Origin of the sequence: Streptosporangium sp. NPDC049078 (genome assembly GCF_040648855.1) — a bacterium.
Lineage (GTDB): Bacteria > Actinomycetota > Actinomycetes > Streptosporangiales > Streptosporangiaceae > Streptosporangium.
Window position 1 is genome coordinate 460,324 of the sequence record NZ_JBEZEL010000003.1, and the last position, 13,802, is coordinate 474,125.

The following is a 13,802-nucleotide window of genomic DNA, read 5'->3' on the forward strand; positions in this document are numbered from 1 at the left end:
CTGACCTGCGGCGACGGGTGGCCTTTGGGTGACGTGCGCTTTCGTCGTCAGTAATTCCCGCCGGTGAGGCCGAAGACCCCGCCCAGGGGGTCGGCGAACAGGCCGGAATCCAGCTGGCGGGCCCCGGCGGCGAGCGCCGCCGCGACGGTGATCCCGGTGATCCCGGTGATTCCCGTGCCCCCGGGGCCTTCGGCGTTCCCCGCGGCCGTCTCCGTCGTGGTGCTTCCGCTGTTTCCGGTGCCCTGGCCGGTTTCTTCGTCTCCGGCGTTCCCGGTGGACACCTCCGCCGCGCTGCCCTCGTCGCTTCCGGAGCCCCCGGAGCTTTCGGTGTTCTCGGCGTCCCCGATACCGAAGAACGGCACCCAGCCGGTCCTGGACGAGGAGCGGATCACCGCGGGCACGTCACCGTACAGGCCCCGGTAGAACTCCTCCGCCGCATCAGGGCGGGCGGTGTGCAGCTCGCAGGCGCACAGGGCGCCGGGCTCGTCCACCAGGACCACGCCCTCGTCCCTGCCCCCCTCCCAGAAGCCGACCGCCGCGCCGGACGGGTCGACGGCCAGGCAGAGGCGGCCGTCCCCGCCCGCCGGCACGGGACCCATCACGACACGGCCGCCCAGGCGTCCGACCTCCGTCCGGGTGTGGTCGAGGTCCTTGGAGGCCAGGTAGACGTTCCACGACGAGCCGGGCGCCATGCCCATCGGGCTGGGGCCGAGGCCGCCGATGATCTCCCCTCGCAACGTGATCAGGTGGTAGCCGCGGTCGTTCTCCCTGGTGAACTCCCAGCCGAACAGGCCGCCGTAGAACTGTTTCGCGCCGGTCAGGTCGACGGTGATGTGGTCGACCCAGCAAGGTGTTCCCGGGCCGTACGCGGTCCGCCGGGGCATGGCGTCTCCTGGAGCATGTCGTCGATGAGTGTCGCGGCCTCCTCCGCGCCGCCGAACTCCGGCATGAGCAGCCGGTAGCGGGGCGCGTCGGCCAGGTCCGAGGTGTTCGGCGGCCAGACGTGCGGCTGGAAGGCCCAGGGCGCCAGCTCGCAGCGGTCGCCGTCCTCCTGGCAGATCCTGACCAGGGTGGGCGGGGCGAGCCTGGCGGTGACGGGGACGATCGGGCCGAGGAGTTCCGGGCGGACCAGAACGGATTCCCCGGCCGGTGTGGGCTCGGCCCGCCGCCAGGTGCCGGGGTCGGTCTCCGGGCCGATCAGGCCGCCGGTCCTCGCCGACTCCAGGGCGCCGCCGCGCAGGTCCAGCGGTACGTGGAAGGGGAGCGTCTGGCCGGTGGCCCGGTCGATCACGAGGAGCTGTCCCGACACCGGCCGCCAGGACCGCCTGGCCAGTGCGGTCGCCACGGCGGCACCGGGTGAGCAGGCGGTGCCGATCAGCGCGACCGTGGAGTCGCCCTTGGCCATGACGATGGCGCGCATCACCAGGAAAAGATGGTCGAGCACGGCGAACGGGGGGAGAGGGGGTGGCATCGTGCTCCATCCGCGGAACACGCGACGCTGCAGCAACATCCCGTCGGGACGGTAGACCAGCAGCTCCCCGTCCGACGACTTGCCGGTGAGAAGCTTCACGACCAGCTGTGGTTCGCCGCTCTCCACGAGGTGCGGGCCGAACAGGAATGCCAGGTCGCCTAGGTTGAGCTCGGTGAGAACCATGACGGTCATGCCGAAGAAACTCAATAGCAGGGGCAACTAACCCCCCTTACGGGTGTCTAACTGTAAACGCTCGTACAACAGCCTCAAACCCGATCTACTCTCTCAGATAATGTCAGTCCCGCAAATACCGCTTTTGCCGACATTTCTGGCTGCTCCAACAGAGGAAGGTGCCCCGAGTTAGGGATTGTCCGAATATGACATTCGGGGACCATCTGTCGCAGCGTCTTCGCATTGGCCACGAAGGTGGGCATGTCCGAGTCACCGATGATAACCATGGTGGCCGCCCTGATCCGGGTCAAATCCTCAGGAGGATGCCGGTGCGCGCTGAGCGCGGCCATCGCCCCCGTGTCCAGCTCGGCCCAGGAGTGTCCGCCGATCACCGCCCGCAGTCGCGCCCGCAGCTCGGGGTGCGCCTCGGTGCCGCGGAAGATGTCGGGAGGGGAGCTCATCCACAGCTCGGCCATCTGTTCCCGTCCGCCGCCGGCCCTGCGCACCATCATGAGCTCCATGTAGCGCCGCCGGGCGGCCGGGTCGGGCGGCGCGCCGCCGAGCGTCGGCGCCGCGAGCACCAGGCGCCGCACCACCTCCGGCGCCTCCAGGGCCATCTGCAGCGCGACGCCGGAACCGAAGGAGAGTCCCACGACCCGCTCCGCTCCCTCGGTCTCTGCTATTTCGGTCAGCCTTAACGCCAGCGACGGCAGGGTCACACCCGGCTGCAACGGTTCGGAGCCACCGTGGCCGGGAAGGTCCACGCCGATGTGCCGCCAGCCGGGCAGCAGCTTCCACAACGGTTTCCACAGCGTGAGGTCCATGGTGTAGCCGTGCACCCACAGCACCGGGGGACCCGTTCCCGAGCTGACGACCCGCAGCCCGTTCACGTCGGCTCCCCGAAGGTCGCGCAGAACTCCCGATAGGCCAGCACCGCGACGTCCCTGCTGTCGAAGCGGGGCACCGCCCGCGGGTTCAGCCGCTCCCAGATCACCGCGTCCTCCTCCAGCGCGCGCTCGCTGCCGTGGATGAGCAGCGGCAACTCCCCGCGCTGCTCGGGGCGGACCCCGATCGCCACCCGCGCCACGCACCCGCCCCTCTCGTACGGCACGGCGGCGGTGACGATCACCTGCTCCCACCCCGGCGGCCCGAAGCGGGTGACGACCACGCCGGGACTGTAGGCGCGGGCCAGGAACCCGGCCCGGGTGACCTGCTGCCCCGAGCTGCTCCCCGGCTTCGCTCCCATGACGAACTCGCCCTCGATGACGAGCTCGCCCTCGTCCCCGTCCCGATGCGCCATCCCGCGCAGCCTCGGCACCTTGTGCACCTCGGTGAAGTGGTCGACGTCGAAGGCGTTCTCCACGACCAGCGCGGGATCGGCGGCGAGCGGCCTGGTCACGGCCGCCGTGAGCGGGTGGGTCGCCTCCAGCTCCTTGAGCGCCCTGGTGAGTCCCCGGTCGTCGTCGGGGCCGTCCGAGAGGCGGACGAACACGGCCTCACCGGAGACGATCACATGGTGCTCGCGTACCGACAGCCGTCCGGCCGCGTCGCCCAGCGCGATCCTGCGGCCGTGGAACGGGCAGACCAGGCAGCCGCCGGAGAGCCGTCCCCCGTAGCCGAGATGCGCGCCCCGATGTGGGCAGTCGGCGTCGAAGACGCGGAGCCCCGTCTCGGTCCGCACCGCCACCAGCCGCCGGGTGCCGATCTCCAGGGGAGTCACCTCGGCCTCCAGCTCCGAGGTGAAGGCGGGCAGGTACCAGCCGGAGTGCGGTGCCGTCGAGTGCGTTTGGGGTGCTGCCGACCGCTCCGGATACCGCGACTTCTCCGGGCGTGACGCCGCCGACTGCGCCGGCTGTCGTGACTTTTCCGGATGCGGTGTCATGGACCGCGCCGACTGTCGTGATTCTTCCGGATGCGGTGTCGTCGGCCGCGCCGGCTGTCGTGGATCTTCCGAATGTGATGCCATCAGCCCATCGCCTCCAGGAGCCGGTCGGCGGCGATCACCCCGCTGGCGATCGCCCCCTGAACCCACGGCAGGCGCGTCCCCGAGACCGTGGCCTCGCCCGCGAAGAAAAGCGTGTCCGCGACCGGTTCGGCCCAGATCACCGGAGCCCACTCGGCGCCCACCGTCGGCGCGGTGAACGCGCCCCGGCTCCACGGGTCGGCCCCCCAGTCGGCGACCTCGATGTCCACCACCTCGGCCCGCGCGGCCCACGGCAGGGCGACCGCGAGGAGTGTCGCGAGGTCGGAGCCGGTGCTGGAAGCGGTCGCGGGGCCGTAGCCGGCGGTCGCGGCGCGCACGTGGGCCGCCGCCGCGTCCCTGGCCACGATCAACGCCTCGGGACGCCCCTCGCGGCAGCTCACGAAACCGCCGATCCCGTCCGCGTCGAACACCGACGCCGTCTCCGGCGCGGGCACGGACAGGGTCGCGACGACGCAGCAACCGTCCCCGCCGGCGAGGGCACGCGCGGCCTCGACCTTGGGCTCCGGCAGGTCCTTGACGGTGAGCGTGCCGTGGGTCACGACCGAGGGCGGCACGGTCACCACCACCCGCTCCGCCTCCACGACCCCGGCGGGCGTCTGCGCGGAGACCCGCCCCGGCGACCAGCCGAGCACCTGGACGGGGCAGTCCGTACGCACGTCGAGCCCCGCGGCCAGCCGCCTCGGCAGCAGGTCGAACCCGCCCGAGACCACGAACTCCCCCCGCCCCGCGGTGTCCCCCCGATGGGCCTCGGCCACGCCCCGGGCACTGAGCCGCTCCGGATCGGTGGCCCAGATCTGACGGAACCACTCGCTCGCCACCGGGTACGGGCCGCCCCTGTCCACGAGCCAGTCGTTCACCGACTCACCGATCCCCGCGCCCTCGGCGTTCAGCCTCGCCTCCAGCGCCCACGGCGGCTGCGGCGTGCGGGCCGGCGCCCCCATAGGACGGCCCACCCGCCCGCTCACCACCCGCGCCGCGGTCGGCCGCGGCGCCGTCTCGGTGTCCACGATCCCGTGGACGGGGTTCAGGTCTCCGTGGACGACCTGCGCGCCCAGTTCCAGCGAGGGGCCGCCGTCCGTGGGGCGAAACGTCCGTATCCGCCCGCCCACCCGTGACCTCGCCTCGACCACCGCCGTACGTACCCCGGCCTCGGCCAGCCGGGTGGCGCAGGTCAGCCCGCTCACCCCCGCGCCGATCACGAGCACCTCAGTACGCATCCCCGCCTCCCGAGTCCACTCCCAGGTTCACCGGGAGGGAGCGCAGCCGCCGGGGGATGAGGGTGGCGGCCCAGGCCGGCTTCTCGTCGGTGAGCGACGCGGACGGGAACCGCCCGGCCAGCCGGGCGAGCAGCACCGCCCCCGTCTGCCGGACGAGCTGCGCCGCCAGGCAGAAGTGCGGCCCCCCGCCGAAGGCGAGGTGCGGGTTGGGCGTCCGGTCGAGCAGCAGCTCCCCCGGCCTGTCGAAAACGGCCGGGTCCCGGTTGGCGGCGGCGACGACCGCGAGCACCCTCGCCCCCCGGGGCACCTCACCGCCGGGCAGTGTCACGTTCTCGACCGCGACCCTCGCCGTGAAGGGGATCGGCGCTTCCAACCTCAGCAACTCGTCCATCGCCGTACGCGCGAACTCGTCCCCGCCCTCGCGCAGCGCGGCGAGCGCCCGCGGCCGGGGGAGCAGCCAGTACAGCGCGTTGCCGATCGCCTCGGCGAGCGGCTGCCACCCGCCGACCACGGCGAGCCCGAGCACCCCGAGCATCTCCGCCCGGGTGAGCCGGTCGTCGGCGGCGAACCGGGTCAGCGGGCTGGGCGCGGCGCTCGCGCGATGCTCGTCCAGGAACCGACTCAGCTCCGACATGGCCGACCTGCCCAGTGCTGCCACCTGCGGCCCGGCGAGCGGATCCAGGTTGATCGAGGCCGCCTGGGCGAGCTGCTCGAAGACCTTCCTGTCGCTCTCCGCGAGTCCGAACAGCCGCAGGAAGACCGAGGTGGACAGCGGGCTCCCGATCTGCCTGACCGCGTCGACCACGGTCTCGCCCGCGAGCCGTTCGAGAAGGTCGTCCACGTCGGCGGCGATCCCCCCGGCCACCGACGCGATCGCCGCGGGGCCGAGCAGCAGCAGTCCCGGCGCGCGCAGCCGCGTGTGGTCGGGCGGGTCCGTGGTGAGCATCGACGGCGGCAACTCCTCGCCGCGCGCCCGCCCCTGCTGCCCGGCGCTCGCCGAGAACCTCCGGTCACGCAGTACGGCGGCGCAGTCGGCGTGCCCGGTCACCAGCCACAGCCGCGACATCACGTCGTGGTGGACGGGGGCACGGGAACGCAGCCAGTCGTAGGCCGGATAGGGATCGACCCGTCCCGCGGGGGAGAAGGGATGGGGGAGGTGGGCGGGGAGACGGATCTGAGTGCCTGCCGTCACGCGTCGGTTCCCTTGCTGTCGCTTGCCTGATCAGCCGCTTTCCCGATCGACGGCCCGTCTGGTCAACGGCCTGCCCGGTCAAGCGCCTGGACGGGATCCCCACCTGGACGAGCCGCCGCCTGGATGGGATCACTCACCTGGAAGAACCACCTTGCCTGGACGAATCACCTGCCTTGACAGGATCACCTGCCGGGACGCGTCCCCCACCTGAACGCGTCCCCACCCGGCTCGCCTGGACGGATCACCGCACGCGCGCGGTGCGCCAGCCGAACGTCAACGCGGTGAGCAGCAGGCCGCCGGCCGCCCACAGCCCCAGAACGAGCGCGATACGGCCGAGCTCCCAGCTGCCCGCCGGTTCCACGACCGTGAAACTGTCCGGCAGGAACACCGAACGGAACCCCTGCGCCATCCACTTCACCGGGAACAGCGCGGCCGTGTTCTGCATCCACGCGGGAAGCTGGTGGAAGGGGTAGAAGACTCCGGAGATGAACTGCAGCACCATGAACACCGGCGTCACGATCGCCGCGGCCGAGCGGCTGTTCGGGATCGCCGCGCTGTAGGCGATCCCGGTGAGCGCGCACGTGACGGTGCCCAGCGTCAGCACCCAGGCGAGGGTGAACCAGCGCTGCGCGGTGCTGGGCAGCGGCAGCCCGAACGCGGTCACCGCGATGCCCAGCAGCAGCACCATCTCCACCACGGTGGTCACCACGACCTTCACCAGCTTGCCGATGAAGTAGGCGGCCTTGGGCATCGGCGTCATCGCGAGCCTGCCGATGAGGCCGGTGTCCCGCTCGATCGCGATGTTGATGGCGAGCCCGGAGAACGCGGTGCTCATCACGCCGGCGGCGACGATGCCCGCCATGAAGACCTGCCGGAAGTCGGTCTCGGTGCCCTGCACCTTGCCGGTGAAGATCGCACCGAACACCACCAGCAGGATCACCGGGAAGAACAGGGTGAAGACGAGCGACTGCCTGTTACGGAAGAACGACTTCAGCTCGACCGACGACCGGGCGGCACTGGCCCGCCACAGGTCGGGCAGAAAACCGCGACCCGGCGCGTGGACGGATTCCATGACGCTCACGTGTTCTCCTCCGGCTGCTCGCGATGCCGGTCGATGAGGTTGAGGTAGATCTCTTCCAGGGTGAGCCGGTGCACGATCAGGTCGGGCAGCTCCGTTCCGGCCCAGGCGCCGAGCAGGCTCACCAGCTGGGTCGGCTCCGAGGTCAGCACGGTGACCGGGTCGCCCGCGCCCGTCGGCCCCGGTTCGAGCACCGCCCCCCGGGGCAGGTCGGGAAGCTCCCGGCCGGCCAGTGCCTCGGAACGCCGGAACGACACGGTGGCCGGGGTCGTCGCCCGCCCGCCCAGCTCGGCCGGCGGCCCGCAGGCCACCAGGCGCCCGCCCGCGATCACCCCCACCCGGGTGGCGAGCGTCTCTGCCTCGTCCAGATAGTGGGTCGTCAGCACCGTCGTGCAGCCGCGCCCGGAGAAGAACCGCACCAGCTCCCACGCCTCGCGGCGGGCGACCGGGTCGAGCCCGGTGGTGGGCTCGTCAAGGAAGATCAACTCAGGGTCGCCGATCACGCCGACCGCCACGTCCAGGCGGCGCTGCTGGCCGCCGGAGAGTTCCGTGGTCTTCTTCTTCTCGTACGTTCCCAGGCCGACCATGTCGAGCACCTGCGTGGGCGGCAGCGGCCTGGGGTACATGGCGGCGAAATGCCGCACCACCTCACCCACGGTGAGATCGGGGTAGGAGCCGGTGGACTGGCCGACCACCCCGATACGCGCCCGCCATTCCCGACGGTCCCTGGCCGGATCCTGGCCGAGGACCTGTACGTCTCCACCGCTCCGCCGCCGTACTCCCGTGAGGATCTCCACGGTCGTGGTCTTCCCCGCGCCGTTCGGCCCGAGCAAGGCGAACACCTCGCCGGGGTGCACCCGCAGGCTCAGATCGGTGAGCACCGTGTGCTCTCCGTAGCGCTTGTTCAGGCCGGTGACGGCGACCGGATCTTTTTCCGCGGCGGCGGAAGCCATCGACTTATTCCTCCGATGGAGACGTTGACGGGAACGGCATGGCGATTTTAAAAAACGGCGCCGGAAATTATGCCGGAATTGCGCCGGGAATCAGGTGCAGCAGCAGCAGGGGCAGCAGCAGTAGTAGCAGGCGGCCGCGTCGGCGGCGCCGGCCGCGATGTCGGACAGGTCCCCCTCGCTGAGCTCGGCGGCGTCGACCACCGGCGTCTCAGGGATGTGGAACTCGAACTGCCCGGTCGCCAGGCCCACCTCCCACAGCCCCACCTGGACGTCCAGGTTGCCCTCCTCGTGCCCCTCGGGGATGTGCCGCACGATGACGATCTCGGCGCCCTCCGGAACCACCAGCCCGGACTCGGCCAGCGCGGCACGCGGGTCCGCGTTCAGCCGGGCCGCGTACTCCTCGTCCGACCAGGCGGTGATGAGCGTACGGGTGTAGGCGTTGATGAACTCCGCGCGCTCCTGCGGTTCGAGAGCCATGCGATTCTCCCTCTCGGGTGTTTGCCGCTGCTTTTTGCATCGGCAACTGAAATGGACTGTCGCATGCTCTGCGGCGCTTACCAAGACTTAACTTGTGTGCCATTCATGTAAGTATTGATACCTTCTTCTGTGCGGTGTTACATTAGCAGCATCCCACAGTACGGATGGAATCATCAACAATACTCAATACGTATATCCGACACCCGTGAATACGTAATGCGGATACTTAAGCACGTTGAACGGAGGCGTCGGTGACCACCACAGGCACGCGGTTTCCCCCCGGCCCGGCCGGCCCCGTGGACATGGGACGCATGCGCAGCGACCCGCTGGGGTTCGTGACCGGTCTGGCCCGCCGGTACGGCGACGTCACCGCCCACCACGCGAACGGCGAGACCGTCCTCATGGCGCACCGCCCGGACCTCGCCCGGCACATCCTCAAGGACAACGTCGGCAACTACACGAAGAAGAACACGCCGGACGACCACATGCTGCGCCCGCTGCTCGGAAACGGCCTGCTCACCAGCACCGGCGCGGAATGGTCACGTCAGCGCAAGCTGTGCGCCCCCGCCTTCCGCCGAGGCGCGGTCGCCTCCTTCGACGAGATCATCACCGACGAGACCGCCGCCCTGCTGGACCGCTGGCGCGGCCCCGCCGAGACCGGCGCCCCCCAGCCGATCGACCACCAGCTAACCTCGCTCACCCTGTCGATCCTGACCCGCGCGGTGCTCGACGTGGACCTCGGCGGGACGGGCGACGGGTTCGGCCGGGCGGTGGACGACGTCAACCGCTTCATCGGCCACTACGTACCCGACCCCGACCCCGATCCCGCCGACACCGTCCGCAGGCAGCGGGGCTACGTACGCGCCCGCGCCCTCCTCGACATGATCACGCGTACCGTGATCGCCGCCCGTCGAGCCTCTCCCCAGGATCCCCAGGCCGTCGGCACCCTGCTCGACACCATGCTCGGCTCGCTGTCCGACACCGACCTGCGCGACCAGGTGCTGACTCTGATCATGGCGGGCCACGAGACCACCGCCAAGGCCCTGACCTGGACCCTCTACCTCCTGGACCGCCACCCCGAGGAGGCGGAACGGATCCGCGCCGAGGTCGACCACGTGCTGGGCGGACGCCGGCCCACGGCCGCGGACCTGCTCGACCTGCCCCTGTGCGGCCGGGCCGTGCAGGAGGCGATGCGCCTGTACCCGCCGGTCTGGCTGATCTCCCGCCGCGCGACCGGTCACGACGAGCTCGACGGCCATCCGGTGGCACCCGGCACGCTGGTGTGCGTCAGCCAGTGGGTCCTGCACCGCGATCCTCGCTACTGGGACCGCCCGGATGCGTACGTACCCGACCGCTTCGACGGCGCCGACCTGCCGAGCCACCTGTACCTGCCGTTCGGCGGCGGCGAGCGCGTCTGCATCGGCCGGCACCTGGCGCTCACCGAGGCGACGCTGGTCCTCGCGATGCTGGCCCAGTCGGTACGGCTCACGCTGGAACCCGGCTTCCCGGTGGAGCCCGAGGCGCTGGTGACGCTCCGGCCGAAGCACGGCATGCGCATGACCGTGAGCCCCCGATGACCACCGCCCCCACCCCTCCGCACCCGGCCACCTCCGCTCATCTGACCGACACCGGCCACGACACCGCACGGCCCGTCCCCGTCCGGCGAGACCCCGCCACCCCCGCCACCTCGGCGCCGAACGCCGGTTCGTACAACCCCGCCGCCACCACGGCGGGTGGGATGGCAGGAGAGCTGGCACGGTTGGAGGCCCAGGCGGCGCTCTCGTTCGACGAGGAGCTGAGCCTGCTGCGCGAGCTGGGACTGACCGCGTCGGACGGCCCGCTCGTCGAGGTCGGCGCGGGCTCCGGCGCGATCACCAGGCGGCTGCGCCGGGCCATGCCCGACCTGTCGCTCGTCGCCGTGGACATCGACCCCGACCTGCTCGCCCACGCCGAGGGCACCGGTGCCGAACTCGTCGTCGCCGACGCCGCCGACCTGCCGCTGGAAACGGCGAGCGCGGGATACGTACTCCTCAGGTACGTCCTTCAGCATCTTCCCGACCCCGCACCCGCCCTCGCGGAGGCCCGCAGGATCCTCCGCCCCGGTGGCCGGATCCTGGTCACCGAGGTGGACGCCTCCTGCTGGGGCCTGGCCGACCCGACCTATCCGGAGCTGGCCGGGATCCACGCCAAGATGGCGGCGACCCAGCAGGCCGCCGGTGGCGACCGTACGATCGGCCGCCGTCTCACCCGCCTGTTACGTGACACCGGCTTCACGGAGGTCGCCCTTCGCCCGTTCGCCACGACCAACGACACCCGACCGACGGATGACTTCGCCCCCCACCTCGGCCCGGGACGGCTGCAGCCGCTTCTCGCGGCCGGTGTGCTGTCGCTTCGAGAGTTCGCCCTCGCCGCCGACCGCTGGAACCGGTTCCGCGCAGACCCCAACGCCTGGGTGATGCTCCTCGGGTTCACCGCAGCCGGTACCGCCCCCGACGCGCCCGCAGACGGCCGTCGCCCCACCGAAGGAATCCAGTGAGCACCAACGTCAAGATCTTCATCACCATTTTCTGCTACATCAGCGGCGTGATGGGCCTCGTCACCGCTGTCTTCCAGGCGAGCAGCACCCCCGCCAACACTCCGGGAGCGATCGGCGCCGGGGTGATCGGCGGCATCTTCCTGGTGGCCGGCATCGCCCTGAGCCGCAAACCCCGTTACTAGGAAGGTCTGACGGCTCGGCGGGGCTCGGTAGGGCGCTGCCGGAGCATGAGGCATGCGACGGCGGCGTCCGCAGAGCAGCGGTCGGCGGGTAGCACCTGCCGCCGCCGCTTGAGCCTGCCGAAAGCGGCGTTCCACCTGGCCGTGCGGCGTGTCCGGATCGGCGGACGACGGAGCCCGAGGGGCCACTCGACGACCCGCACGTCATTCGATGGGGGAGCCCGCTCCTTCGTCGAATGACCTCGGCGCCGCGGACGTGGGGGCGCAGCCGTGGGTCACGAAGTAGATCTCGGCGGAGATCGACCCGCTCGGGGCGGAGAGGTCGTGGAAGTCACGGGTCACGGCCGTGCCGAAGGTGCCCGGGTACGCCTCCAGGATGGCCGCGTTGACCCTGGAGGCGAGCTGAACACCGCCCCTGGCACCGTCGTCGGAGCCGAAGGTGAGAAGCATGCCGACGCGCCGTCCGGCGAGCCTGTCCCGGTGCCTGCGTAATTCCTGGCGGACCTGTGCGGCCAGTACACCGTCACCGGCGCCGGGGGTGACCCGGAACGAGAGCGTGACCGGTTTCGCCCGGACGCCTCCGACGAGGCCGGTGCAGGGGGACGGCGAAGGGTCGGGCCGGGCGGGACTCTTCTCTTCTGATTCCTTCTTGCCCGGCTTCTTCTCCTCCTTGGAATCTTCGGTCCGGAGCTCTCCTCCCGAGGTCTTCTTTGCGGGCTTCTCCGAGGTCTCCTCCGAGGGCTTCTCGGCGGAAGGCCCTTCTGCCGAGGACTTTTCTTCCGGGGACTCTTCGCTCGGGAGCCGGGTCGAGTCGGGCGGGGACCGGAAGGGGTCCGGTTGGAAGCGGGTGCCGTCCGTCACGAGGTCGGTGGGGGAGGAGGGCGGCGCCTGCGCGCCCAGCATGATGATCGTGAGTCCGAGCAGCAGGTCGGCGAAGAGCCAACCGGCCAACAGGGTCGTGGTGGAGGTTCTTCTGCGGGTGGTCATTACGAGCTTCGGACTTTCCGCTGTGAGTCCGGCTCGTCGTCGCAGCTGTCGTCCGTTCCGTCGGTGCTGGTGTCGGTGACCGTCTCGATGGTGGTGTCGATCCGGGAGGCGTGTGTCCCGGCGACGGCGGACCAGCTCGCGAGGGCCCCCCGGATCTCCGCACCGGCGCCCTCGAAGGTCCGGTGAAGCTCCCTGGCCGTACCCGCGATGGTGTCGGTGACCCGTGCGCCGAGCTGGTCGACCGCCTTCTCCGTCGAGGAGCCGACGGAATCGATCGAGATGGCCGCGCGGTCGACGGCGTGGCCGATGCCCGCCGTCACGCCGACCAGCTCGTTGATCCGGAGATCCAGAGCGGAGACGCTGCCCTGGACCGACGTGATGGATCGTACGAGTTCCTCGTTGAACGCCTGGCGCATGTCGAGGGCGGTCCGGGAGACGGTCGTCGACAACCGGTTCCCGACGTCGGTGACGGCCTGACCGGCCGTGGATCCCGCGGTGTCGATCACGGCCGAGAAGCGGGCCACCGCCGCAGCGAGGTCGTCACAGGTACTGTTGACGGCTGCCAGGTGCCCGCCCAGGTGCTCGACGGCGTCGCGCACGTCGATCGCGCTACCGGCCAGTGCGTCCGTGGTCTTACGGGTGGCCTCCAGGGTGAGGGTGAGCGCCTCGACCAGTTCGGTGTGCACCTTGCGCGCCGTGGTCCCGACGAAGCCGATGTCGGCCGCAGCCTTGCTGAGTTCGGCGCCGAACCGCTCCGGTGCGGAGAGGCGGACCTGTCCGAGCACCAGGCTCGCCCCGGTCAGGGCCGCGCGGAGCCGGACGCGGAGGGCGCGCAGCTCCCGCTCCGAGGCGTCCTCCCTGGTGTTCCGCGTGACGTTCTCGAACACGGTCCAGCAGATGAGGCAGAAGATGGCCGCGAGGGTACAGAGCGCGATGTTGTCGAATTTGAAGAACGCGGGCAACCGGCCGCCGAAGCCCTGCTGCCACATCTCCAGGAAGGGCCGCCGGGCCGCCTCCAGGCCACCGGCCGTGAGGAGGTCGCCGTAGGCGCCGGTCGCCATCATCAGGCCGAGCCAGGTGATGAAGATCGGTACGAAGACGAGGGCGGGACCGACGGCGCCGCCGAGCCCACGTCGCCATCCCGGCCTCCTCGGCGAGGACGTGGTCTCCGCCGGTTCCCCGTCCACCAGGATGGTGTCGTCGGGGGAGAAGGCGGCGAACAGGTCGACCTCACACCAGTGCCCGGCCCTGTCGGGATCGGCGACCGCGTCCGCGAGATCACGTAGCTGGTCCTGACGGGCCGCCAGGTGGGGGTGATCGGCGAGTTCGCGAAGCTCGCAGGCGGTCTCCAAATCCGTCACGGACAACCGACATCCTCTCCTGATGGCGTTGAGTGCCTTCTCGGTAATCCGGATGGACCGATTCACGCCTCCGGGAGAGTGATCATTTTGGCATACGGCGCGCATGTCGGCGGAGGAAACGGTTCGTCCCGCAGGAGAGCACGTCGGACCGACGGCGTGCTCTCCTCCGGACGCGGACGGCGCCGTGCGACGGACA

The 13,802-nt window shown here is 70.8% G+C and carries 14 protein-coding genes; 3 read left to right on the forward strand and 11 right to left on the reverse strand.

The window, feature by feature from the left end; translation table 11 throughout:
- Positions 1–47 precede the first annotated feature (47 nt).
- The 9 genes from AB0B90_RS07050 to AB0B90_RS07090 all read right to left on the reverse strand — a co-directional run bounded on the left by AB0B90_RS07050 (position 48) and on the right by AB0B90_RS07090 (position 8,543).
- Complete coding sequence (locus tag AB0B90_RS07050; protein ID WP_362921290.1) at positions 48–884, reverse strand: VOC family protein; 837 nt, start codon at positions 882–884, stop codon at positions 48–50.
- Complete coding sequence (locus AB0B90_RS07055; protein WP_362921292.1) at positions 818–1,663, reverse strand: hypothetical protein; 846 nt, start codon at positions 1,661–1,663, stop codon at positions 818–820. The genes AB0B90_RS07050 and AB0B90_RS07055 overlap by 67 nt, the downstream gene beginning before the upstream one ends.
- Positions 1,664–1,737: 74 nt before the next feature.
- Positions 1,738–2,532 (reverse strand): alpha/beta hydrolase, encoded by a 795-nt coding sequence (locus tag AB0B90_RS07060; RefSeq protein ID WP_362921294.1) that lies wholly within the window; start codon positions 2,530–2,532, stop codon positions 1,738–1,740.
- The gene (locus tag AB0B90_RS07065; RefSeq protein WP_362921296.1) at positions 2,529–3,608 is read right to left on the reverse strand and encodes a Rieske 2Fe-2S domain-containing protein; all 1,080 of its coding nucleotides are present in this window, start codon (positions 3,606–3,608) and stop codon (positions 2,529–2,531) included. Before AB0B90_RS07065 ends, AB0B90_RS07060 begins: the two co-directional genes overlap by 4 nt.
- A complete protein-coding gene (locus AB0B90_RS07070) occupies positions 3,608–4,843 on the reverse strand; it encodes an NAD(P)/FAD-dependent oxidoreductase (protein ID WP_362921298.1) in 1,236 nt (411 codons plus the stop codon). Before AB0B90_RS07070 ends, AB0B90_RS07065 begins: the two co-directional genes overlap by 1 nt.
- Complete coding sequence (locus AB0B90_RS07075) at positions 4,833–6,035, reverse strand: cytochrome P450 (RefSeq protein WP_362921300.1); 1,203 nt, start codon at positions 6,033–6,035, stop codon at positions 4,833–4,835. The genes AB0B90_RS07070 and AB0B90_RS07075 overlap by 11 nt, the downstream gene beginning before the upstream one ends.
- 241 nt (positions 6,036–6,276) lie before the next feature.
- A complete protein-coding gene (locus tag AB0B90_RS07080) occupies positions 6,277–7,107 on the reverse strand; it encodes an ABC transporter permease (RefSeq protein WP_350945384.1) in 831 nt (276 codons plus the stop codon).
- A gap of 5 nt (positions 7,108–7,112) precedes the next feature.
- On the reverse strand, positions 7,113–8,066 hold the full coding sequence (locus AB0B90_RS07085; RefSeq protein WP_350945018.1) for an ABC transporter ATP-binding protein: 954 nt from the start codon (positions 8,064–8,066) through the stop codon (positions 7,113–7,115).
- A 90-nt stretch (positions 8,067–8,156) separates the two neighbouring features.
- Positions 8,157–8,543, reverse strand: a complete 387-nt coding sequence (locus AB0B90_RS07090; protein ID WP_350945020.1) for a hypothetical protein — start codon at positions 8,541–8,543, stop codon at positions 8,157–8,159.
- Positions 8,544–8,794: 251 nt separating this feature from the next.
- Here AB0B90_RS07090 and AB0B90_RS07095 point away from each other — a divergent pair, with 251 nt between their 5' ends.
- Genes AB0B90_RS07095 through AB0B90_RS07105 form a run of 3 tightly spaced genes read left to right on the forward strand, consistent with a single transcriptional unit; the run spans position 8,795 to position 11,261 of the window.
- The gene (locus AB0B90_RS07095; protein ID WP_362901619.1) at positions 8,795–10,120 is read left to right on the forward strand and encodes a cytochrome P450; all 1,326 of its coding nucleotides are present in this window, start codon (positions 8,795–8,797) and stop codon (positions 10,118–10,120) included.
- Complete coding sequence (locus tag AB0B90_RS07100; RefSeq protein WP_362921303.1) at positions 10,117–11,079, forward strand: methyltransferase domain-containing protein; 963 nt, start codon at positions 10,117–10,119, stop codon at positions 11,077–11,079. The genes AB0B90_RS07095 and AB0B90_RS07100 overlap by 4 nt, the downstream gene beginning before the upstream one ends.
- A complete protein-coding gene (locus tag AB0B90_RS07105) occupies positions 11,076–11,261 on the forward strand; it encodes a hypothetical protein (protein WP_350945024.1) in 186 nt (61 codons plus the stop codon). Before AB0B90_RS07100 ends, AB0B90_RS07105 begins: the two co-directional genes overlap by 4 nt.
- Positions 11,262–11,462: 201 nt before the next feature.
- On the opposite strand, the gene AB0B90_RS07110 is transcribed toward AB0B90_RS07105, so the two are convergent.
- Positions 11,463–12,245 (reverse strand): hypothetical protein, encoded by a 783-nt coding sequence (locus AB0B90_RS07110; RefSeq protein WP_362921305.1) that lies wholly within the window; start codon positions 12,243–12,245, stop codon positions 11,463–11,465.
- Positions 12,245–13,606 carry a hypothetical protein gene (locus tag AB0B90_RS07115; RefSeq protein ID WP_362921307.1) on the reverse strand — a complete coding sequence of 454 codons (1,362 nt, stop codon included), beginning with the start codon at positions 13,604–13,606 and terminating at the stop codon, positions 12,245–12,247. The genes AB0B90_RS07110 and AB0B90_RS07115 overlap by 1 nt, the downstream gene beginning before the upstream one ends.
- Positions 13,607–13,802: the final 196 nt, after the last annotated feature.